Genomic DNA, 22,036 nt, shown 5'->3' with positions numbered 1-22,036 from the left:
TGGCGTCCCTACTCTCTCCGTCATTGCGAGGAGCGAAGCGACGAAGCAATCCAGGGGCTACGAGGCACAGTCTGGACAGTTTGCCACCACTCTCCTCGCGACGCCGTGGCGTTCGCTCACGATCTCCCCGTCATTTCCTTCGCCCGCGCGCCGAACATCACGTGGCGCGTCTCGTCGTTGAACGGCTCCTTGACGAACTTGCCAATTGCGAGCCCCGCCTGCAGCTTCGGCCGCGCGCGCAAGCTCGCGTACCAGCGCTTGATGTTCGGATAGTCGTCGAGCGTAAAGCCTTGCGCCTTGTGCGTCATGATCCAGGGAAAGCAGGCCATATCGGCGATCGTGTAGTCGTCGCCGGCGACGTGGGCGCCGGTCTTGCCGAGCTGGACGTCGAGCACGTGGAAAAGACGCGCGACCTCGTCGCGGTAGCGCTGGATCGCGTAAGGGATCTTCTCCGCCGCATACAGCGCGAAATGGCCATGCTGCCCCATCATCGGCCCGAGACCCGCCATCTGCCACATCACCCATTGGATCACGCGCGAACGCGCCCGAATCTCCTGCGGCAGAAAACGCCCGGTCTTGTCGGCGAGATAGATCAGGATCGCGCCGGTCTCGAACACCGAGAACGGCTCGTCTCCGTCAGCCGGCGCGCGATCGACGATCGCGGGAATGCGGTTATTCGGGCTGATCGCGAGGAACTCCGGCTTGAACTGGTCGCCGGCCCGGATGTCGACGGGAATGACCGTATAAGGCAGCCCGAGTTCCTCGAGCATGATCGAGATCTTCCAGCCGTTCGGCGTCGGCGCATAATAGAGGTCGATCATGCCTTCCCCGAGCTTCGTTCCCGACCCATTATGCCGCGCTGCGGAACGCATGACGCGGCTCGTTCTTCTGTACGGGAAGGGTAAGCCATGGCAGACAGGCGCTCAAGCCTGACTGCCCCTACGCCGGAGAATACGACCATGCTGTTTGCATCGACCATCGCGGGCTCGCTGCCGAAGCCGGAATGGCTGGCCGAGCCGAACGTGCTGTGGGCGCCGTGGAAGTCGAAGGGCGACGAGCTCGCGCGCGCCAAGCGCGATGCCACCATCCTGGCGCTGAAGCTGCAGGAGGATTCCGGCATCGACATCCTCACCGAGGGCGAGCAGTCGCGGCAGCATTTCGTGCACGGCTTTCTCGAGCGCGTCGAGGGCATCGACTTCGCGCACAAGGTCGAGATGGGCATCCGCAAGGACCGCTACAAGGCGATGGTGCCGCAAGTCGTGGCGCCGCTGTCGCTCAAGGGCCGCGTCCATGGCGACGAGGCGCGGATCGCGCGCACGCACACCACGCGCGCCGTGAAGTTCACGCTGCCGGGGCCGATGACGATCATCGACACCATCGCCGACAACTACTATGGCGACCGCGTCAAGATGGCGTTCGCCTTCGCCGAGCTGTTGAACCAGGAGGCCAAGGCGCTGCACGACGACGGCATCGACATGATCCAGTTCGATGAGCCCGCCTTCAACGTCTACATGGACGAGGTGCGCGACTGGGGCATCAAGGCGCTGGAGCGCGCCGCCGAAGGCCTGACGTGCCCGACCGCGGTCCACATCTGCTACGGCTACGGCATCAAGGCCAACACCGACTGGAAGGAAACGCTCGGCAGCGAGTGGCGGCAATATGAGGAGACCTTCCCGGTCATCGACGCCAGCAGCATTCAGCAGGTCGCGGTCGAATGCCGCAATTCGAAGGTGCCGATCGAGCTGCTCGGCCTGCTCAAGAACAAGATCGTCCAGGCGGGCGTCATCGATGTCGCCAGCGACGAGATCGAGACCGCCGAAGACGTCTGCAAGACACTCGAGGACGTCATGAAGGTGGTGCCGAAAGAGAACATCATCGCGACCACCAATTGCGGCATGGCCCCGATGCGGCGCGAAGTCGCAGAGGCGAAGCTGATGGCGCTCGGCACCGGCGCGAAGCTGGCGCGGCAGCGGTTCGCATAAGGGAATCACCGATCCGCAGGCCACCTGCGACCTCACGTGCGATAATGACGCGGAAGCGATGCGAGACACGGCATCGCTTGCGCATCCTACGATGCGTTGCGGCCATCACCTCGTCCGCATCAGAATGCCGTGCGCGCTGCCGCCGGCATCCGCCGCACACGCCGGTCCACAGTTCAATCGGCCCCAGGGTATTTTAGCACCTATGGAACATCATTCGTTTCCGGGTGTGTCTTTGCTGTTCTTGACAAGATGCGTCCCGACATTTCATTTCGGAACACAAGTTTGGCGTGAAATTTCTGCCGCCTAAATTAGTTCGAGTCTGACACTTGCCTTCATTGCTGGGGACTGAGATGGCTTGCTTTGCGAGAACGATGTTTGCTGCGCCGAAGTCAAAGGCGCGTCGCTTTCTGGCCATGTCGATCCTCCTCGCGGGAACGATGCTGAGTACCCAGGCGATGGCGATTGACGTCGCCAATCAGGCCGACTGGAACACGGCGGTCGCTGCGGTCGCAGCCGCCGGCGCCAACTCGACGGTGACCATCAACATCATCAGCGGCTTCACGCTGTCGAGCTCGCTGGCACAGTTGCAAGCCGCCAACGCCAACGTCACGGTGAACATCACCGGCAACGGCCAGACCGTCAACGGCGCCTCCTCCTTCCAGGGCATCGTCGTCAATGGGGCCAACGCGCCGACCGTGAACATCTCCAGCCTGTCAATCACCAACATGGCGGCGATCGGCGGCAATGGCACCAACGGTCAGAACGGCTACTACAGCGGCGGTCTGGCCTACGGCTCCGGCGGCGGCGGCGGCGGCGGCCTCGGGGCCGGCGGCGGCCTGTTCGTCGGCAGTGGCGCCAATGTCACGATTGCCGCAGTGACCTTCACCAGCAACAGCGCCACAGGCGGCGCCGGTGGCAATGGCGGCAGTGCGCAGAACGCGGCGGCCGACCCGGTGAATGGTGGCAATGGCGGCACCGGTGGTGCGGCGAACAATGGTGGCGCCAGCGGCGGCGGTGGCGCGGGCGGCATAGGCGGACATGCCGGTGGACAAGGCACGGCCGGCACCGCGGGCGCTTCGGTCGGTGACGGCGGCGGCGGCGGCGGCGGCTCCGGCACCACCAACAGCACCACCTACACCAACAACAATCCCGGCGGCACCGGCAACGCCAATGGCGGCAATGGCGGCACCGGCGGTGACGGCGCCACCAACGCCAGCGGCGCGGGCGGTCCCGGACCCGGCTCCGACGGCGGCGCCGGCGGCAATGGCGGCGCCGGCAATGGCGGCGCCATCTACGTCGCCACCGGCGGCACGCTGACGATTCTCGACTCGCCGATCTCGGGCAACACCGTCACCGGTGGCGCCGCCGGCACCCCTGGCATCGGCATCGGACCGAGCGCCATCAATGGATTTTCGGCAGCGGCCGGCGCCGCGCAGGGATCCGGCATCTTCATCAGCGGCGTCACCGCCAATATCGCAGTATCCAGCGGCACCCTCACCTACGCCAACACCATCGCCGGCACAGGCCTGACCACCGGCGGCATCAACACCGCCCTCGTCAAGACCGGCAGCGGCAAGCTGGTGCTGACGGCCGCCAACACCTACACCGGCAACACCGTCGTGAATGGCGGTACGCTGGAGGTGAACGGCACAGCGGCGAATTCGGCCCTGACCTCGGTCAATTCCGGCGGCACGCTGGCCGGTGTCGGAACGGTCAGGGGCACCCAGATCAATTCGGGCGGCACCTTCGCGCCCGGCAACGGGACGGCCGCCAGCACGATGACGGTCAGCGGCAATCTCGCATTCCAGTCGGGTGCGATCTACCTGGTCCAGGTCGATCCGACGACCGCCTCGCGCGCCAGCGTGACCGGCATCGCCACCCTCAACGGCGCCACGGTCAATGCGGTCTACGCCGCCGGAACCTATGTCGCGAAGAAATACACGATCCTGACCGCGACGGGCGGCGTCAGCGGCACCTTCAGCGGCGTGACGGCGACAAGCGCGCCGGCGGGCTTCACGTCATCCTTGAGCTATGACGCCAATAACGCCTTTCTCAATCTCGATCTCGCTCCCGTGCTGAGCGGGAACATCAACCAGACCAACGTAAACCGGGCGCTCGGCAACTACTTCAACACGAACGGCAGCATCCCGATCGTCTTCACCGGGCTGACCCCCGCTGGCCTGACGCAGCTCTCGGGCGAAACCGCCACCGGCGCCCAGCAGGCGACGTTCAACGCGATGACGCAGTTCATGGGCGTCATGACCGATCCCTTCGTCGGCGGTCGCGGTGAGCCGTCGACGCCGCCGACCGGTCCGACGGCCTATGCCGGACCCGAACTCGCCTATGCGCAGAAGCGCAATCCGAGCGATGCGCTGGCGGCGATCTACACCAAGGCCCCTCCCGCAGTGATGGCGAGGGCCGGCTGGAGCGTATGGGCGGCCGCGTTCGGCGGAGCCCAGACCACCGACGGCAACGCCGCGCTCGGCTCGAACACCGCCACCAGCAATCTCTACGCGACCGCGGTCGGCGCCGACTATCGCTTCTCGCCCTACACTGTAGCAGGCTTTGCACTGGCGGGCGGCGGCACGAACTTCAACGTCTTCAATGGCGGTGGCGGCCGGTCCGACCTGTTCCAAGCCGGCGGCTTCATGCGGCACAATATCGGCGCAGGCTATATCACCGGCGCGCTCGCCTATGGCTGGCAGGACATCACCACGAACCGCACCGTGACCGTGGCCGGCATCGATCAGCTGCGCGCCAACTTCAACGCCAACACCTATTCAGGCCGGATCGAGGGCGGTCATCGCTTCCTCACCCCCTGGACGAGCGTGGGCATCACGCCCTATGCGGCCGCTCAGTTCACCACCTTCGCCCTGCCGGGCTACGGCGAGCGGGCGGTCGTCGGCAACAACACCTTCGCGCTTGCCTACGGCGCCAGGACCATCACGGCGACGCGCAGCGAGCTCGGCTTGCGTACCGACAAATCCTACGCCTTGTCGGACGGCATCTTCACGCTGCGCGGCCGGTTCGCCTGGGCGCACGACTTCAACCCGGACCGCTCGATCGCAGCGACCTTCCAGGCGCTGCCGGGGGCTGCCTTCGTCGTCAATGGCGCGCGGCAAGCCAGCGATTCCGCGCTGACCTCGGCGTCGGCGGAAATGAAGTGGACCAACGGCTGGTCGGCCGCAGGAACGTTCGAGGGCGAGTTCTCCAACGTCACCCGCAGCTATGGCGGCAAGGCGGTCGTGCGCTATTCGTGGTGATGGCTACGCGCCTGCCTCCGAACGCGAAGGCGTTGCCGTAGCCCGCATGAGCACAGCGACATGCGGGTTCACACGAACAGCGCGTGAGACCCCGGATGTCGCTCCGCTCATCCGGGCTACGTGGCCTTCGCACTCGGATGCAGCACCGGACGATAGCCGGCCCGGAGCGCGCGGAGCGTCGACGGTGGCGTCAGCAGCAGCGGAGCAGCAAGGTCATCGCGCGCGACGCCGTAACCGGCGAAGGACCACGGTAGCGCCCTGCCCCGCAGAATCGCGAAGCTCTCTTCACCCGCCTGCACCATCGCGCCATCGGGCAGTTGATCGATCGGTATCGATAGCGGATGCAACCGCTTGCGGCCGCGGTCGAGCCGCTCGCGATGCAGCACCTTGTCGATCTCGGACGCGCGGATATCCCTGACATCGTTGCCCGTCTCCCAGGCGGCGCGAAAGCGCTCGGCGTCGTCGCGGCGGCAATAGAAGCAGGGGCGGTGGCCGGCGGCGAGCGCGGTGGCCTCGTCAAGGAAGAACAGCTCGGTCCAGCTCCGCCTCGCCATCACCTCTCGGCGCTTGCCGCGGAACTCGCACAGGCAGACCAGCCAGGCCGGGCTCGACCAGCGCCTGCTCAGCAGTGTCCTGGTTGCGGGATCATGGATGATGCCGCGATTGCCGGTGAAAATCCCGCGATGCGGCGTGGCGACGATGTCGCCAGTTGGCGTCACGCGGTTCTGCAGCGGCATGGCGAGCCCTTGGCCGGCGAATAGCGAATAGGGAGTAGCGAATAGAGCACGACTGGCCCACCCGAATTCCTATTCGCTATTCCCTACTCGCCATTCGCACCTTCTCATGCCGCCCCGTCGCGCAGCGGCGGCGCGAAGGACAGCGCGGTGTCCCAGGGGAAGAAGATCCAGGTGTCCTGAGACACCTCGGTGATGAACGTGTCGACCAGCGGCCGGCCCTTGGGCTTGGCGTAGACGGTGGCGAAATGGGCGTCGGGGAGCAGTTCACGGACCATCCGTCCGGTCTTGCCGGTGTCGACGAGGTCGTCGACGATCAGGAGCCCCTTGCCGGTGCCGCCGCCGAGTTTGGCGGTGTCGGGCGAGATGCCCTTGAGGACCTGCAGCTCGCCCTGCTTGGTGTGGTCATAGCTGGCGATGCAGATCGTATCGATCACCCGCACGCCGAGCTCGCGCGCCACGATCGCCGCCGGCACCAGTCCGCCGCGGGTGATGGCCACGACGGCGTGAAACGGTCCGATCTCGTTGAGCCGCCAGGTCAGCGCCCGGCAGTCCCTGTGGAACTGATCCCAGGACACCGGAAAGGCCCGGCCTGCCCGTTCCTCTGCGCTCAAGGTCTTGTCTGTCATGTCGTCCCGTCCGCCCTCGCCCGCCGCCTCTGATGACACCTGCCGCGCAAAGTCTCGGTCATTCCGGGGAAGGCCGAGAGGCCCTGAACCCGGAATCTCGAGATTGTCTTGCGTTCATTTCTGACAATCTCGGGATTCCGGGTTCAATCGTCAACGCTTCGCCGCTTCGCGTCTTCGCATTGACGCTTGCCCCGGAATGACGGCGAGCGCGCAAGCCGCCTAGCTCTTTGCGACGTCGTAAACTTAGCGCGTCACGTTCAGCCCGGCGAGCATCTCCTTCACGGCTCCCATCGCCGCCGACAGTTTCTCCTGGTCGCGCGAGCGCACCACCAGATGCGTGTTCGGCTTCTGGTCCTCGTCGATGAAGGGATAGCTGCCGATGATGGTGTCCGGATGCGCCTTCGCGATCTCGCGCAAGGGGCCGCCGATGTCGCCCTCGCGGGCGTTGGCGCGCACGGTCTCCGACAGCATGCGCACGCCGGATTTCAGCTTCGGCGCGACGATGTCCATCATCGCCTGCATGATCGAGGGCACGCCGGCCATGACGATGACGTTGCCGAGCTTGAAGCCCGGCGCCAGGATGGTTGCGCTCTGGATCAGTTCGGCGCCATCGGGGATGCGCGCCATGCGCAGACGGGCCTCGTTGAGCTCCTGCTCGCTCCAGCGCTCGCGGAAGCGCGCGACGACCTCGGGATGATGGTCGATGCCGACGCCGAACGCCTTGGCGATCGAGTCGGCCGTGATGTCGTCATGGGTCGGCCCGATGCCGCCGGTGGTGAAGACATAGGTGTAGCGGTGCCGCAGCGCGTCCAGCGCCGCGATGATGTCGCTCTCATCGTCCGAGACCACCCGGACCTCCTTGAGGTCGATGCCGAGATTGGTCAGGTATTCGGCGATGAAGCCGATGTTCTTGTCCTTGGTCCGGCCGGACAGGATTTCGTCGCCGATGACCAGCAACCCCGCGGTGACGATCTCGCTCATGATATCTCCTCGCATTCCCCGTCTCTTTTGGCCCGCCTCGGCGCCAATGTCATCCGGAACGTCGCAGTCTATGCCGCGGATTTGAGCATCGTGCAGCCGGTTTTTCGGGCAGGCCTTCTCGCGTGTCCCACGAAATGCCGCAGGAGAATGCATATCGCGCTGGCCCGGCCCTTGCTACCATCCTGTGGAGTCATGCAGTGTATGGCGAGGCTGGGACACACGGGCATCTATGGCAGTTGCGTTCGACGAAATGAACGAGCCGGGCGGCGACGTCCGTCAGGCTTATCAGGAGCTGTCGCGGTGGCTGAAGGAAACGCCGCCGGAAGCGCTGGAATATCGCCGCCACGAGGCCGAATTGCTGTTCCGGCGAATCGGCATCACCTTCGCCGTCTATGGCGAGGCGGAGGCGCAGGAGCGGCTGATCCCGTTCGACGTGATCCCGCGCATCCTTTCGGGCAAGGAATGGACCCTGCTGGAGAAGGGGCTGAAGCAGCGCGTCAAGGCGCTGAACATGTTCCTGCGCGACATCTATCATGGCCGCGACATCCTGCGCGCCAATGTCGTTCCGGATGATTTGATCTTCCAGAACCCGGTGTTCCGCCCGGAGATGAACGGCCAGGACGTGCCGCACGACGTCTATGTGCATATCGCCGGCATCGACATCGTCCGCGTCGACGCCAACGACTTCATCGTGCTCGAGGACAATGCGCGAACGCCCTCGGGCGTGTCCTACATGCTGGAAAACCGCGAGATCATGATGCGGCTGTTTCCGGACCTGTTCGCACGCCACCGCGTAGCCCCGGTCGAGCGCTATCCGGACGAGCTCTTGTCGTGCCTGCGCTCGGTCGCGCCGCTCAGCGCCTCGGCCGAGCCGACGGTGGCGCTGATGACCCCCGGCATCTACAATTCAGCCTATTACGAACACTCGTTCCTGGCCGACAAGCTCGGCATCGAGCTGGTCGAGGGCCGCGACCTCATCGTCAAGAACGAGGAGGTGTTCATGCGGACCACGGAGGGCCTCAAGCGGGTCGACGTGATCTATCGCCGCGTCGACGACGACTTCCTCGACCCCCTCACCTTCCGCCCGGATTCGGCGCTCGGCGTGCCCGGCCTGATGTCGGCCTATGCCGCCGGCAACGTCACGCTCGCCAATGCGGTCGGCACCGGCATCGCCGACGACAAGGCGATCTACTCCTACATGCCGGACGTCGTGAAGTTCTATCTCGGCGAGGAGCCGATCCTGAAGAACGTGCAGACCTGGCGCTGCCGCGAGCCGCAGGATCTGTCTTACGTGCTCGACCATCTCGGCGAGCTCGTCGTCAAGGAGGTGCACGGCTCCGGCGGCTACGGCATGCTGATCGGCCCGGCCGCGACGAAAGCGACGATCGAAGCGTTCCGCGACAAGCTGAAGCGCGAGCCCGAGGGCTTCATCGCCCAGCCGACGCTGGCGCTGTCGACATGTCCGACCTGCGTCGCCTCGGGACTGGCGCCGCGCCATGTCGATCTCCGGCCGTTCGTGCTGACGGGCCGCGACCGTACCACCATCGTGCCGGGCGGCCTGACGCGCGTCGCGCTCAAGGAAGGTTCGCTGGTGGTGAATTCCAGCCAGGGCGGCGGCACCAAGGACACATGGGTGCTGGATGAGTAAGGGTTGGGTTACGCACCTCGGGCAACTCGCCGTTTTTCACCTCTCCCCGCTTGCGGGGAGAGGTCGGATTGCATCGCCAGATGCAATCCGGGTGAGGGGGTACAGGTCTATCGATTCGCACCGCCCGTGCGGCTGCCCCTCACCCCAGCCCTCTCCCCGTAAAGGACGGGGAGAGGGAGCGCAGCGTGCTCGCGGAATGAGCTCGCCAACAAACTTCTCTCTAGCCGTGCACGCCTGCCCCGCTGGGGCAGGCTCCCTCCGCACCTCGTAGATTGCCCATGCTGTCGCGCACCGCCGAAAACCTGTACTGGCTGGCCCGCTACGTCGAGCGCGCCGAGTATCTCGCCCGCACCATCGACGCGACCTTGCGCGTCACCGCCCTTCCCGCGGCCTATATCGGCAAGACCAACGAGTGGGAATCGGCGCTGATGACGGCCGGCGTCAATGTCAGCTTCTACGAGCACTATTCCGAGGCCAACGAGCAGAACGTCATCGAGTATCTCTCGTTCAACCAGTCGAACCCGTCCTCGATCAAGAACTGCATCGAGGCCGCGCGGCTCAATGCGCGCTCGGTCCGCACCGCCCTTACCTCCGAGATGTGGGATACTCTGAACGGCTCCTGGATCGAGCTGCAGGAGGTCTGGAGCAAGGGCACCAAGACGCGCGAGGAGCTCGCGCGCTTCCTGCGCTTCGTGCAGGAGACCTCGCTGCGCTTCGACGGTTCGGCCTACCGGACCATGCTGCGCAACGATGCCTACTGGTTCTCGCGGCTCGGCCTGCATCTGGAGCGCGCCGACAACACCGCGCGCATTCTCGACGTGAAATATCACGTGCTGCTGCCCGAGGAGGAGCATGTCGGCGGCCCGCTCGACTACTACCAGTGGACCTCGATCCTGCGCTCGGTCTCGGCGCTGACCGCCTATCACTGGGTGTATCGCGAGACGCTGAAACCCTGGCTGATCGCGGATCTCCTGATCCTGAACGACACCCTGCCGCGCTCGCTCGCCAGCTGCTACGGCAATCTCGTCCGCAATCTCGACCAGATCGGCGTCGCCTATGGCCGCCAGGGTCCGTCGCAGCGCCACGCCCGCGGCGTGCGCAACCGGCTCGAACATTCCAACATGGACGACGTCTTCCAGCGCGGCGTCCACGAGTTCATCCAGGAGTTCATCGCCGACAATTCCCGGCTCGGGGAGATCATCACCAAGCAATATCTGATCTGATCGCCTCACGGGCGCGGGAGGCCACAATCGGCGCGTGTCCGCAAGCCCACGTCCGGTACGCGGCTCCGTTCCCGTAGGCTGACGGACGGCCCCGCCCCTTCCAGGCCGAGCCGAAACGAGCTAACCGCGGACAGCCCATCTGACGAGACTGGTCGACTGCCATGCGCCTGCGTATCTCCCATTCCACCACCTACCGCTACGAGCCGGCGGCGACCGGCGTCATCCAGATCATCCGCATGACGCCCGGCAGCCATGACGGCCAATATGTGGCGGAATGGCAGATCGACGTCTCGACCGATTCCCGCCTCGACATGCACGAGGACGCGTTCGGCAACGTCACCCACGTCATCACCCATGGCGCCCTGGAGGATCTCACGATCACCGCCGAGGGCCTGGTCGAGACCCACGACACCGGCGGCGTGCTCAAGGGCGCCGACGAGCGCTTCCCGCCCGGTTTTTTCCTGCGCACCACGCCCCTGACCGCGGCCAATGCCGCCATGACAGCGGTCGTGCGCGACCTGCGCGCGGAGTCCGAGACCGACGTGCTCGGCTTCCTGCACACGCTGATGACGCAGGTCTATGAGCACATGACCTTCGACGAGGACCCGACCCACAGCGGCACATCCGCGGCCGAGGCCTTCGCGCTCAAGCGCGGCGTCTGCCAGGATTACGCGCACATCTTCATCGCCAGCGCCCGCGCCGCCGGCATCCCCGCGCGCTTCATTTCCGGCCATTTCCTGCGCTCCGATGGTGCGGTGCACCAGGAAGCCGGCCATGCCTGGGCCGAAGCCTATGTGCCGGACCTCGGCTGGGTCGGCTTCGATGCCGCCAACTGCATCTGCTCCACCGACGCCCATGTCCGGGTCGCGATCGGGCTGGACTATCTCGGCGCCGCCCCGGTGCGCGGCACCCGCTATGGCGGCGGTTCGGAGACACTGACCGTCAAGGTCAAGGTCGAGCAGGTCGGCCGCAGCGGCGGCCAGTCGCAATCCCAGTCCCAGCGCCAGTCCTGAAATCCGGAACGCGCCCGTAACCCCACCAGCGGTGTCATTCCGGGGCGCGCGCAGCGCGAGCCCGGAATCCATCGGGCGGCAGGACGCGCTGAGACATGGATTCCGGGCTCGTCGTTTCGCGCCGCCCCGGAATGACGACCTGTTGTGGAGCGGCGTCTTGCCTGAGCCCCGGCCTTCTCTGCAGGGTTGGACGCGCCACCGATTTTCGCTACTAATTCGCGCTCTGGCTCGGGGGACGAACGATGACCTATTGCTGCGGAATTCTGGTGCGTGACGGTCTCGTCATGATCGCGGACACCCGGACCAATGCCGGCCTCGACAACGTCTCCACCTTCCGCAAGCTGCACATCTTCTCCAATCCCGGCGAGCGCATCGTGGCCGTCGCCAGCGCCGGCAATCTCGCCATCAGCCAGTCCGTGCTGTCGACCCTGACCGAAGGCATCGAAGACCCCGAGACCGGCGAGGTCGAGACTTTGATGAACGCGCCGACCATGTTCCAGGCCGCGCAGCGCATCGGCAAGGCGATCCGCATGGTGCATGCGACCGAAGGCCCGGCCTTGAAGGCCGAGGACATCTCGTTCGATGTCTCATTCCTGTTCGGCGGCCAGATCAAGGGCTCGCGGATGCGGCTGTTCATGGTCTACACCGCAGGCAATTTCATCGAGTGCACCACCGACACGCCCTATTTGCAGATCGGCGAGCACAAATACGGCAAGCCGGTGCTCGACCGCGCCATGCACTACGACGTCGAGCTCTATGAGGCGCTCAAAACGGGGCTGATCTCGATGGATTCGACGATGCGCTCCAATCTCGGCGTCGGTCTGCCGATCGACGTGCTGGTGGTGCGCGCGGACGCCTGCGAGGCCGATCTCAACCACCGCATCGAGGCCGGCGAGCCCTATTTTCACGACCTCCGCTCGCGCTGGTCGGCGGCCCTGCGCGCGGCGCATAACAACATTCCACGGCCGCCCTATAAGACTCAGAGCGACGTGAAGCACTGACGCTGCACTCTGCTCAAAACGGCAAACGTGAAAAGGTGAGGAAACATGGCTGAAGCTAAGAAGATCGCGCTGGTGACGGGCGCAGGCACGGGTGTCGGCCGCGCCACATCGCTGGCGCTGATGAACGCGGGCTTCACCGTGGTGCTCGCCGGCCGCCGTAAGGAGATGCTGGAGGAGACCGCCAAGCTCGGCCCCGCCGGCATGAGCCTCCCCGTGCCGGCCGACATGATGGACCCCGCCTCGATCGCGGCGCTGTTCGACACCGTGAAGACAACCTATGGCCGGCTCGACGTTCTCTTCAACAATGCCGGCATGGGCGCGCCGCCCTTGCCGTTCGAGGACCTCTCGCTCGAACAGTGGAATTCGGTGGTCGCCACCAACCTCACCGCGCCGTTCCTGTGCACGCAGCACGCCTTTCGCATCATGAAGGACCAGAGCCCACGCGGCGGCCGCATCATCAACAACGGCTCGATCTCGGCGCATGCGCCGCGCCCGTTGTCCTCGCCCTATACGTCCACCAAGCACGCCATCACCGGCCTGACGAAGGCCTCGAACCTCGACGGCCGCGCCTATGACATCGCGGTCGGCCAGATCGACATCGGCAATGCCGAGACCCCGATGACCGAGCGCATGGTCGGCGGCGTCTTGCAGCCCGACGGCCGCATGATGCCGGAGCCGCGCATGGACGTGCAGGCCGTCGCCGACGCCGTCGTCTACATGTCCGGCCTCCCGCTCAGCGCCAACGTGCTGTTCATCACGGTGATGGCGACGAAGATGCCGTTCGTCGGCCGGGGCTAGTCGCCTTTCCTGTTTCTCTCCGCTCGTCATTCCGGGGCGCGCGAAGCGCGAGCCCGGAATCCATAGCCACGAGCGGTGATGTGGCGCGAGATGGCTGTGGCGATTGTTGTCGTCACACGGCGTGTCGTGGTTATGGATTCCGGGCTCATCGCTGCGCGATGCCCCGGAATGACGACGGAAAGATTTGTGCGTTCCGATAAGACGGGGAGAGCGAAACGCCCCTACTCCAGCCTTTCCACTTTCCGCAGCGTCGGAAACAGCTTCATCCACAGCAACGCAATTCCGATCGTGCCGAGGCCGCCGAGGATGGCGGCGGGCATGGCACCGAGCAGCGCGGCGGTGACGCCGCTCTCGAACTGGCCGAGCTGGTTGGAGGCGTTGATGAAGAGAAAGTTCACCGCGCCGACGCGGCCGCGCATCTCGTTCGGCGTGGCGAGTTGCACCAATGAGAAGCGGATCACGACGCTGATCGTGTCGGCAGCGCCGAGGATCGCAAGCGCTGCGACCGAGATCCACATCACATGCGAGACAGCGAACACCACGGTCGCCGCGCCGAACACGATCACCGCCTGAAACATCCGCAGGCCCACGCGCCGCTGGATCGTGTAGCGCGCCAGCACCGCAGTCATCGCGAGCGCACCAACCGCGGGCGCCGCGCGCAGCACGCCGAGGCCGAACGGTCCGGTATCGAGCACGTCGCGCGCATAGATCGGCAACAGCGCCGTCACGCCGCCGAGCAGCACCGCGAACAGATCGAGCGAGATCGTGCCGAGGATGGCGGGATTCGCGCGGATGAAGCGGACGCCGGCGAACAGGTCGTCCTTGCTGCCGTCGGGCCGCTCCGCCGGCACATCGTCCGGCACTTGCATCAGTCCCGTCAGCGCCATGCCGGCGATCCAGAACAGCATCATGATGCCATAGGGCAGTCCTGGCGCGACCGCATAGGCAAAGCCACCGATCGCGGGACCGGCGATGGTGGCCAGTTGCGCTGCGCCGCTCGACAATGCGCTCGCCCGCTGCAACGTGCCTTCCGGCGCGATCAGCGGCAGCAGCGCGGCCGTGGCAGGGCTTTCGAACGCACCGGCGATGCCGAGCACGAACACCGCCGCGAACAGCTGCACTTCCCCGAGCTGCCCCGCATAAGCGCCCCAGCCCAGATACAGCGCCGTGAGCGCCTCGGCGAGCTGGCACAGCTGCACCACGCGCTTGCGCGGAAAGCGGTCGGCGGCATTGCCTGCGACGAACACCAGCAGCGCCGTCGGCAGGAACTGGATCAGCCCGACCATGCCGAGATCGAACGCCCGCCCGGTCAGGTCGTAGATCTGCCAGCCGATCGCCACCGCCGCGATCTGGCTGGCAAAGCGCGACAGGCTGCGGGACGACAGGAAGAACAGGAACGCGCTTTGCTTGAGGAGATCGCGCGCGCCGATCGGGACGGTGGTCGACATGGTGGGGCCTGGGTGGCGCAGGCCCCACTGCTTGTCAATCGCAAGCCCCGCATGGCCGCAGCGCATTGCGCGGGGCCGTGCCCTGCGCTCATACTTGCGCGGGGTTTGGGGGATCTGATGCTGCAATTACAATCGGCGTTCGGGATCATCGCGCTGCTCGCGATCGCATGGGCGCTGGCTGAGAACCGACGCGCGGTCTCGCTGAAGCACGCGGCGCTGGGACTGGTGGTGACGCTGCTGACGGCGCTGATCCTGCTCAAGGTGCCCGTGGTGGCCCGCGCCTTCGGTGCCATCAACGACGCGGTCGGCGCGATCTCCCAGGCCTCCCGCGCCGGCACGTCCTTCGTGTTCGGCTATGTCGGAGGCGGCGCCCTGCCCTTTGACCTCAAGGCGCCCGGGGCCGACTTCGTGCTCGCGTTCCAGGCGCTGCCGATCGTGCTGGTGATGAGCGTGCTGACCACGCTGCTGTTCTACTGGCGGGTGCTGCCGCCGCTGGTGCGCGGCATGGCTTGGCTGCTGGAGCGCACGCTCGGCGTCGGCGGCGCGGTCGGGCTCTCCACGGCCGCGAACGTCTTTCTCGGCATGGTCGAAGCGCCGCTGTTCATCCGGCCGTATCTCGCGCAGATGACGCGCAGCGAATTGTTCCTGGTGATGACCGGCGGCATGGCCGGCATCGCCGGCACCGTGCTGGTGCTGTACGCGACCTTGCTCGCCCCGCTCATTCCCGATGCCGCCGCGCATTTCGTCATCGCCTCGGTGCTCGGTGCCCCCGCCTCGATCCTGATCAGCCTGATCATGGTGCCGGAGACCTCGAAGCAACTCACCGGCGGCGCGCTCGCCGATCCCGACATGCAGGCGTCCTCGACGATGGATGCCATCGTCAAGGGCACCAGCGCCGGGCTCGAGCTCCTGATGAACATCGTCGCGCTGCTGCTGGTGTTGGTCGCGCTGGTGTCTCTCGCCAACGCCATTCTGTCGCTGCTGCCGGCTGTCGGCGGCGCCGACATCTCGCTGCAGCGGCTGCTCGGCCTGGTCATGGCGCCGGTGTGCTGGCTGATGGGCCTCCCGTGGTCGGAAGCGGTCACCGCCGGCAGCCTGATGGGCACCAAGACGGTGCTCAACGAACTGATCGCCTATGTCGAGCTGGCCAAGCTCGACGCCACGGCACTCGACCCGCGCGCGCGATTGATCATGCTGTATGCGATGTGCGGCTTCGCCAACTTCGCAAGCCTCGGCATCATGATCGGCGGCCTCGGCACGATGGCGCCGACACGGCGCGACGAGATCAACGCGCTCGGGCTGAAATCAATCGTCTCGGGCACCCTCACCACCTGCCTGATGGGCGCGATCGTCGGCCTGCTGAATTGAGCCCGACAGCATCGTCCGCGGCAGAAAGAGCGGCGCGACCCTGGCCATCACGTGCACCGATCCCTCCGCGGTCATATGCGCATGGTCGAACGACAGCGGCACGTCGTCAGCGGTGAGCGGACAGGCGCGCTGCTCGCAGACCGCCGAGAGGATCGAGACGTAGGATAGGCTCTCGCCGCTCGGCAGGGCCGCCTGCATCGCCTGGTCCAAGGCGAAGACATCCGGGCGAACGAACGCCGCAGGATCAGGCGCAACGCCGCGCAAAGCCGCGCGGGCCAGCATCGCCGGCAGCCGGGCGCGAAACTGCACGGGCGGGCCGAGCAGCACCACGGGAATGCCGGCCTCGCTGAGGCGGGCCAAGGTCAGCCGGAGATCGCGCACCATGCCGGCGAAGCGCGGCGGGCGGGCATCCTCGAGCCAATCCGCCGCCATCACCACGAGATCGGGCCGAAGCGCGGCGATGCTGTCGCGCATCTGGCGCGCAAGGGCACGGCAGGCCGGGGCGCCTTGCGTCTCCGCGCTGAAGGTCGGCATGCAGGTCGGCTGGCTCGCCTGCATGATGTTGACCTCAAGCGGATCAATGCTGGCCGCCAGCCCGTGATAGGCATGCGCCGCAAAACTGTCGCCCCAGAGCAGGACGTTGATCTTGCCCGGCACCACGCGCAGGCACTCCTCGGGCACCCGGCCATCGGGCGTCGTGAAGCAGGAGCCGTAGCGATAGACCGGCTTCATGTCATAGGCGTTGTAGGCATCGAGGCGCTGCGCCTTGCGATCCGCATCCGACGCCGATCCGCTCCGCATCAGCCCCATGCCGCTGCCGGCGAGCAGCAGCACGCTGGCGAGCGCCGCAAAGCCGAAGGCCGCGCGCGGCGTCGGCGCAAACTGCCGCGTGCGAAACGGCTGCTCGACGAAGCGCCACGACAGCGCGGCGACACCGAGCGTCAGCACGAACAAGGCCGCCCGCTCCCCGCCGTCCAGCGCAAGTCCCGGCTTGGCAAGGCGCGCGAAGACGAATAGCGGCCAGTGCCAGAGGTACAGCGAGTACGAGATGCGGCCGATGAAGGACAGCACGACCAGCGGCGACAGCGGGCTGCGCGCAACGGCGGCGGTCCCCGTCCCGCTCCACAGGAACAGCGCGGCGCCGAGGCACGGCGCTAGCGCGTTCAAACCTGGAAAGCCTGGACCGGGCCGCAGCGACAGGATCGGGATCGCCATCAGCAGCAGTGCCAGCCCGCGGGCCGCCATCCGCATCGCGCCAAGCCGCGGCGCCGGCAGCCCCGCCACGGCAACGAGGCTGCCGAGCAGGAATTCCCAGGCGCGCGATGGGCTGAGGAAGAAAGCGGCGGCCGGCGCGTTGTCGCGCATCAGCATCAGACTGACTGTGAAAGACGCGGCCGCGAGCAGCGCCAGGATGAGGGGCAGGACGTAACGGCGTTTCCGCGCGATCATCAGCACCGCCCAGACGACGATGGGCAGCACAAGATAGAACTGCTCCTCGACCGCCAGCGACCAGGTATGGAGCAGCGGCTTCTCGATCGCTGAATGGTCGAAATAGCCCGACTGCAGCCAAAAAAAGATGTTCGATGTGAAGGTGACGACGGCGGCGGCGGCGCGGAAGAACTCGGCCCGCTCCGAACTCAGCATGTCCGCGGCGGGGATGGCTGAGAACGCGACGACGGCATAGAGCGCGGGCAGCAGCCGCCGGATCCGCCGCTCGTAGAAGCGCACAAACGAGAAGCGTCCCTGCGCGATGTCGGCGGCGATAATGCCGGTGATCAGATAGCCCGAGATGACGAAGAAGATGTCGACGCCGACGAAGCCGCCGAAAATGCCCGGCGCCTCGAAATGGAAGCCGATGACGGCGAGCACCGCGATCGCGCGCAGCCAGTCGATGTCCTCGCGATGCGCGACAGCCGAGCTCGCGCTCGCCTCGCCCATGCCGGGCCGCAGCGCGACGAGCCTGCGCGGAGCGAGCGTTGCGGTCGGACGAAACTGGACGACATAGGACGGCAACGGGACAGATACGCCTTCCGCAAGCTGGCGCCGAACACGGCACTCCGACCGGTCGCCGGCCCGTCCATCCCGATCACCCGGGACTGGACGTCAACACACACGCGCGATCGGACCGCCGCCCACCGCGCGCAAATGTTTCCATCCGTTTCTGTCGGCTTTACGTCGAGAGTTCGACGGTTTTGAAGTCGGCCGGCAGGATCACTTCGAGCAGTTCGACGTCGTCGGAGTAGTCGAGGATCATGTGCCGGATCTTCGGCGGCTGGGTCCAGCAACTGCCTTCCTTCATCAAGGTCTCGCCGACGCCTTCGAGATAGCTCTTCACCCAGCCCTTGAGCACATAGACCATCTGGAAGTCGACGGCATGGGTGTGCAGCTTCGACACCTCCTGCGGGTTGCACGGCGGCAGCATGCGGATGACATGCGCGCGGGCGAGGCCATGCGTCGCGTCCGCGATGCCGAGGTCCCGGTAATGCGCATAGGCGCGCAGGCCGTCGGCCTTGAAGTCTTCCTCGCGGTGGTGGGAGATCGCGACCTTCTGCTTCGGCCGCCGCGGCGCGGGCGTCGACCTGCCCTGGCTCACGAGCGCCTTGCGCGCCGACGGCGCATCGGCCCTGCCCGGCTTGGCAGGCGTCTTCGCAATGGTCTTCACACCGGGCTTGGCGGACGTCTTCACCGTCGCCTTGCTGCCCTTACTGATCTTCAGCGCCGCAGCCTTGGCGGCGGCGCGTGATGCTGATTTCGTCGTACGGCTCTTGCTGGCCATGGTGCTCTCCCTGCGAGTCCTCGATGCAAGGCTAGCACATGTTGTCGAACCTCAGCAGCCTCTCCCACAAAGGCCGTCATTCCGAGGCGTGCACAGCACGAGCCCGGAATCCATTCCTCCGCGCGTTCTGCTGCCCGATGGATTCCGGGCTCGCGCTGACGCGCGCTCCGGAATGACCCCGGTGATGGGGCGGCGACCCCGGCTCATGCAGGGCTAGGAACTGCGAACCTCGTCGCAAGGGGGATACGGATTGGAGAGACTCAGCAGCTTCTCCAACAAAGGCCGTCATTCCGGGGCGTGCGCAGCACGAGCCCGGAATCCATTCCTCCGCGCGTTCTGCCGCCCTATGGATTCCGGGCTCGCGCGACGCGCGCCCCGGAATGACACCGGTGGTGGCTGGGCGACAGTGACCTCAGCTCAATGCAGCCGGAACACGCCATCCACGGCGCGCAGCTCGGCCGGCTTGATCAGCTTGGAGTGCGCCACGGTGACCGAGTGCAGCGGGCCCTCGATCTTCTCCTGCCAGAACGCCAGGAAATCCTGCAACGCCGGGAATTTCGGAAACAGGTCGTAGTTCTGCCAGACATAGGTCTGCAGCAGCGAGCGATGGTCCGGCATCCGATACAGGATCTGCGCGGTCGTCAGCCCATAACCCAGCACCTGTTTCCGAAAGTCCTCGGAAACCTCAACCTTCGACACCATGCCAACCCTCCGTTTCTGGAGCGCATGTCCGCGTGGCCAACCGGGATGGAGCCACCCGGCAAAGATGCGCTCACTGCAAAAGAAATGTGACGCATGTCCTCAGCCCATCTCAAGCTTAAATGTTTAACGGCATGTTGAAAAATGCTGCATTAGCAGCCACTTAGCCCAGGTGCTAATACGGTGTTTCGTGTTTCGTTCCGCCCGTGTTAACGCTATCGGAACGCTTTGGCAGAGCGCGCAGTTGACTGCTAATTTTTCTGCTACAAGGCCTTGCCCGGCTGGACACTCTCCCCTAAATCCAGCCCGCGTGCTGGCACTCGCCGGCACCGACTGCCAAATCTCCAGAAACTGACAATCGCTTCAATTGCTTAGGAGGACTGTATGGCTTTCCGTCCGCTTCACGACCGCGTCGTGGTCAAGCGCATCGACGCCGAAGAGAAGACCGCTGGCGGCATCATCATCCCCGACTCGGCCAAGGAAAAGCCCTCGCAGGGCGAAGTGATCGCGGTGGGCCCCGGCGCCCGCGACGAGAGCGGCAAGCTGGTTCCGCTCGACGTCCAGGTCGGTGATCGCGTGCTGTTCGGCAAGTGGTCGGGCACCGAGGTCAAGATCGACGGCCAGGAGCTGCTGATCATGAAGGAAAGCGACATCATGGGCGTCATCACCGACGCCGGCGCCAAGAAGAAGGCCGCCTGATCCAAGCTCGCACACCGCTCGCCCTGAGGAGCGCGCCTGCGGGCGCCCTGCCTGAGGGTGAGACAGACAATTCAACTCAGGGAAACCCAATATGTCAGCGAAAGACGTAAAGTTCGGCGTCGAAGCCCGCGACCGCATGCTGCGCGGCGTGGACATTCTCGCCAATGCCGTGAAGGTCACGCTTGGTCCGAAGGGCCGCAACGTCGTCCTCGACAAGTCGTTCGGCGCGCCGCGCATCACCAAGGACGGCGTCACCGTCGCCAAGGAGATCGAGCTCGACGACAAGTTCGAGAACATGGGCGCGCAGATGGTGCGCGAAGTCGCCTCGAAGTCCGCTGACGCGGCCGGCGACGGCACCACCACCGCGACCGTGCTGGCCCAGGCCATCGTGCGCGAGGGCGCCAAGGCGGTTGCCGCCGGCATGAACCCGATGGATCTGAAGCGCGGCATCGACCTCGCGGTCGAGGCGGTCGTCGCCGATCTCGTCAAGAACTCCAAGAAGGTCACGTCGAACGACGAGATCGCCCAGGTCGGCACCATCTCCGCCAACGGCGACTCCGAGATCGGCAAGTTCCTCGCCGACGCCATGAAGAAGGTCGGCAACGAGGGTGTCATCACCGTCGAGGAAGCCAAGTCGCTCGAGACCGAGCTCGACGTCGTCGAGGGCATGCAGTTCGACCGCGGCTACATCTCGCCCTACTTCGTCACCAACGCCGACAAGATGCGCGTTGAGATGGACGACGCCTACATCCTCATCAACGAGAAGAAGCTGTCGTCGCTGAACGAGCTGCTGCCGCTGCTCGAGGCCGTGGTGCAGACCGGCAAGCCGCTGGTCATCGTCGCCGAGGACGTCGAGGGCGAGGCTCTCGCCACCCTGGTCGTGAACCGTCTGCGTGGCGGCCTGAAGGTCGCTGCCGTCAAGGCGCCGGGCTTCGGCGACCGCCGCAAGGCCATGCTGCAGGACATCGCGATCCTGACCGGCGGCCAGGCGATCTCGGAAGACCTCGGCATCAAGCTCGAGAACGTCAACCTCTCCATGCTCGGCCGCGCCAAGAAGGTGATGATCGACAAGGAGAACACCACGATCGTCAACGGCGCCGGCAAGAAGGCCGACATCGAGGCGCGCGTGGCGCAGATCAAGGCGCAGATCGAGGAGACCACCTCGGACTACGACCGTGAGAAGCTGCAGGAGCGTCTGGCCAAGCTCGCCGGCGGCGTCGCGGTGATCCGCGTCGGCGGCGCGACCGAGGTCGAGGTGAAGGAGCGCAAGGATCGCGTGGATGACGCGATGCATGCGACCCGCGCGGCTGTCGAGGAAGGCATCCTGCCGGGCGGCGGCGTCGCCCTGCTCCGTGCTTCCGAGCAGCTCAAGGGTGTCCGCACCAAGAACGAGGACCAGAAGACCGGCGTCGAGATCGTCCGCAAGGCTCTCTCCGCTCCGGCCCGCCAGATCGCCATCAACGCGGGCGAGGACGGTTCGGTCATCGTCGGCAAGATCCTCGAGAAGGAGCAGTATGCCTACGGCTTCGACTCGCAGTCCGGCGACTACGTGAACATGGTGTCCAAGGGCATCATCGACCCGACCAAGGTCGTGCGCACCGCGATCCAGAACGCCGCCTCCGTGGCGAGCCTGCTGATCACCACCGAGGCGATGGTCGCCGAGCTGCCGAAGAAGAACGCCGGCGGCCCCGCGATGCCTCCGGGCGGCGGCATGGGCGGCATGGACTTCTAAGTCCGGTCTCCTCGAATACACACGAAGGGCGTGGCGCAAGCC

18 protein-coding genes are annotated in these 22,036 nt (G+C 65.8%); 10 read left to right on the top strand and 8 right to left on the bottom strand.

Annotated features, from left to right (window positions below; all coding sequences use genetic code 11):
• Positions 1-116: 116 nt before the first annotated feature.
• Complete coding sequence (locus tag ACQR0Z_RS25410) at positions 117-821, bottom strand: glutathione binding-like protein (protein ID WP_434875510.1); 705 nt, start codon at positions 819-821, stop codon at positions 117-119.
• A 138-nt stretch (positions 822-959) separates the two neighbouring features.
• Between ACQR0Z_RS25410 and ACQR0Z_RS25405 the strand changes: the two genes are divergently transcribed.
• Together ACQR0Z_RS25405 and ACQR0Z_RS25400 are read left to right on the top strand one after the other, a co-directional pair.
• Positions 960-1,982, top strand: coding sequence for a methionine synthase (locus ACQR0Z_RS25405; RefSeq protein WP_434858567.1), 1,023 nt, complete (start codon positions 960-962; stop codon positions 1,980-1,982).
• 455 nt (positions 1,983-2,437) lie between these two features.
• Positions 2,438-5,245: an autotransporter outer membrane beta-barrel domain-containing protein gene (locus ACQR0Z_RS25400; protein WP_434920449.1), complete on the top strand. Its 2,808-nt coding sequence runs from the start codon at positions 2,438-2,440 to the stop codon at positions 5,243-5,245.
• 116 nt (positions 5,246-5,361) lie between these two features.
• Here the strand turns inward: ACQR0Z_RS25400 and ACQR0Z_RS25395 are convergent, their stop codons facing one another.
• From ACQR0Z_RS25395 to ACQR0Z_RS25385, 3 genes are all read right to left on the bottom strand, one after another.
• Entirely contained in the window at positions 5,362-5,982 is a 621-nt protein-coding gene (locus tag ACQR0Z_RS25395) for a hypothetical protein (protein WP_434920448.1), read from the bottom strand.
• A gap of 104 nt (positions 5,983-6,086) precedes the next feature.
• On the bottom strand, positions 6,087-6,608 hold the full coding sequence (gene gpt / locus ACQR0Z_RS25390) for a xanthine phosphoribosyltransferase (protein ID WP_434920447.1): 522 nt from the start codon (positions 6,606-6,608) through the stop codon (positions 6,087-6,089).
• A gap of 243 nt (positions 6,609-6,851) precedes the next feature.
• Complete coding sequence (locus ACQR0Z_RS25385; protein ID WP_434920446.1) at positions 6,852-7,589, bottom strand: competence/damage-inducible protein A; 738 nt, start codon at positions 7,587-7,589, stop codon at positions 6,852-6,854.
• Between the two features lie 229 nt (positions 7,590-7,818).
• On the opposite strand from ACQR0Z_RS25385, the gene ACQR0Z_RS25380 reads away from it, so the two are divergent.
• From ACQR0Z_RS25380 to ACQR0Z_RS25360, 5 genes are all read left to right on the top strand, one after another.
• Positions 7,819-9,237, top strand: coding sequence for a circularly permuted type 2 ATP-grasp protein (locus tag ACQR0Z_RS25380; RefSeq protein ID WP_434858562.1), 1,419 nt, complete (start codon positions 7,819-7,821; stop codon positions 9,235-9,237).
• 278 nt (positions 9,238-9,515) lie between these two features.
• The gene (locus tag ACQR0Z_RS25375; protein ID WP_434920445.1) at positions 9,516-10,460 is read left to right on the top strand and encodes an alpha-E domain-containing protein; all 945 of its coding nucleotides are present in this window, start codon (positions 9,516-9,518) and stop codon (positions 10,458-10,460) included.
• Positions 10,461-10,621: 161 nt separating this feature from the next.
• On the top strand, positions 10,622-11,473 hold the full coding sequence (locus ACQR0Z_RS25370) for a transglutaminase family protein (RefSeq protein ID WP_434920444.1): 852 nt from the start codon (positions 10,622-10,624) through the stop codon (positions 11,471-11,473).
• A 242-nt stretch (positions 11,474-11,715) separates the two neighbouring features.
• Complete coding sequence (locus ACQR0Z_RS25365) at positions 11,716-12,474, top strand: peptidase (protein WP_434858559.1); 759 nt, start codon at positions 11,716-11,718, stop codon at positions 12,472-12,474.
• A gap of 45 nt (positions 12,475-12,519) precedes the next feature.
• Positions 12,520-13,272, top strand: a complete 753-nt coding sequence (locus tag ACQR0Z_RS25360) for an SDR family oxidoreductase (protein WP_434920443.1) — start codon at positions 12,520-12,522, stop codon at positions 13,270-13,272.
• A gap of 221 nt (positions 13,273-13,493) precedes the next feature.
• Here the strand turns inward: ACQR0Z_RS25360 and ACQR0Z_RS25355 are convergent, their stop codons facing one another.
• Entirely contained in the window at positions 13,494-14,720 is a 1,227-nt protein-coding gene (locus ACQR0Z_RS25355; protein WP_434920442.1) for an MFS transporter, read from the bottom strand.
• Between the two features lie 117 nt (positions 14,721-14,837).
• Here ACQR0Z_RS25355 and ACQR0Z_RS25350 point away from each other — a divergent pair, with 117 nt between their 5' ends.
• Positions 14,838-16,088 (top strand): NupC/NupG family nucleoside CNT transporter, encoded by a 1,251-nt coding sequence (locus ACQR0Z_RS25350; RefSeq protein WP_434920441.1) that lies wholly within the window; start codon positions 14,838-14,840, stop codon positions 16,086-16,088.
• Here ACQR0Z_RS25350 and ACQR0Z_RS25345 read toward each other — a convergent pair.
• The 3 genes from ACQR0Z_RS25345 to ACQR0Z_RS25335 form a co-directional block, all read right to left on the bottom strand.
• Complete coding sequence (locus tag ACQR0Z_RS25345; protein WP_434920440.1) at positions 16,026-18,101, bottom strand: acyltransferase family protein; 2,076 nt, start codon at positions 18,099-18,101, stop codon at positions 16,026-16,028. The two genes, ACQR0Z_RS25350 and ACQR0Z_RS25345, sit on opposite strands and share 63 nt — an antisense overlap.
• A gap of 157 nt (positions 18,102-18,258) precedes the next feature.
• Entirely contained in the window at positions 18,259-18,864 is a 606-nt protein-coding gene (locus ACQR0Z_RS25340) for a cupin domain-containing protein (RefSeq protein ID WP_434920439.1), read from the bottom strand.
• A 417-nt stretch (positions 18,865-19,281) separates the two neighbouring features.
• Positions 19,282-19,566 carry an usg protein gene (locus ACQR0Z_RS25335; protein ID WP_434920438.1) on the bottom strand — a complete coding sequence of 95 codons (285 nt, stop codon included), beginning with the start codon at positions 19,564-19,566 and terminating at the stop codon, positions 19,282-19,284.
• Between the two features lie 381 nt (positions 19,567-19,947).
• Here ACQR0Z_RS25335 and groES point away from each other — a divergent pair, with 381 nt between their 5' ends.
• Both groES and groL read left to right on the top strand, forming a co-directional pair.
• On the top strand, positions 19,948-20,262 hold the full coding sequence (groES, locus tag ACQR0Z_RS25330; protein WP_006612113.1) for a co-chaperone GroES: 315 nt from the start codon (positions 19,948-19,950) through the stop codon (positions 20,260-20,262).
• A 91-nt stretch (positions 20,263-20,353) separates the two neighbouring features.
• Positions 20,354-21,994, top strand: a complete 1,641-nt coding sequence (gene groL / locus ACQR0Z_RS25325; protein ID WP_006612114.1) for a chaperonin GroEL — start codon at positions 20,354-20,356, stop codon at positions 21,992-21,994.
• The last annotated feature ends 42 nt before the right edge of the window (positions 21,995-22,036 follow it).

This window comes from Bradyrhizobium sp. HKCCYLS3077, from assembly GCF_051167555.1.
GTDB lineage: Bacteria > Pseudomonadota > Alphaproteobacteria > Rhizobiales > Xanthobacteraceae > Bradyrhizobium.
Note: the sequence above shows the minus strand (reverse complement) of the source record. Positions and strands in the feature narration are given on the sequence as shown.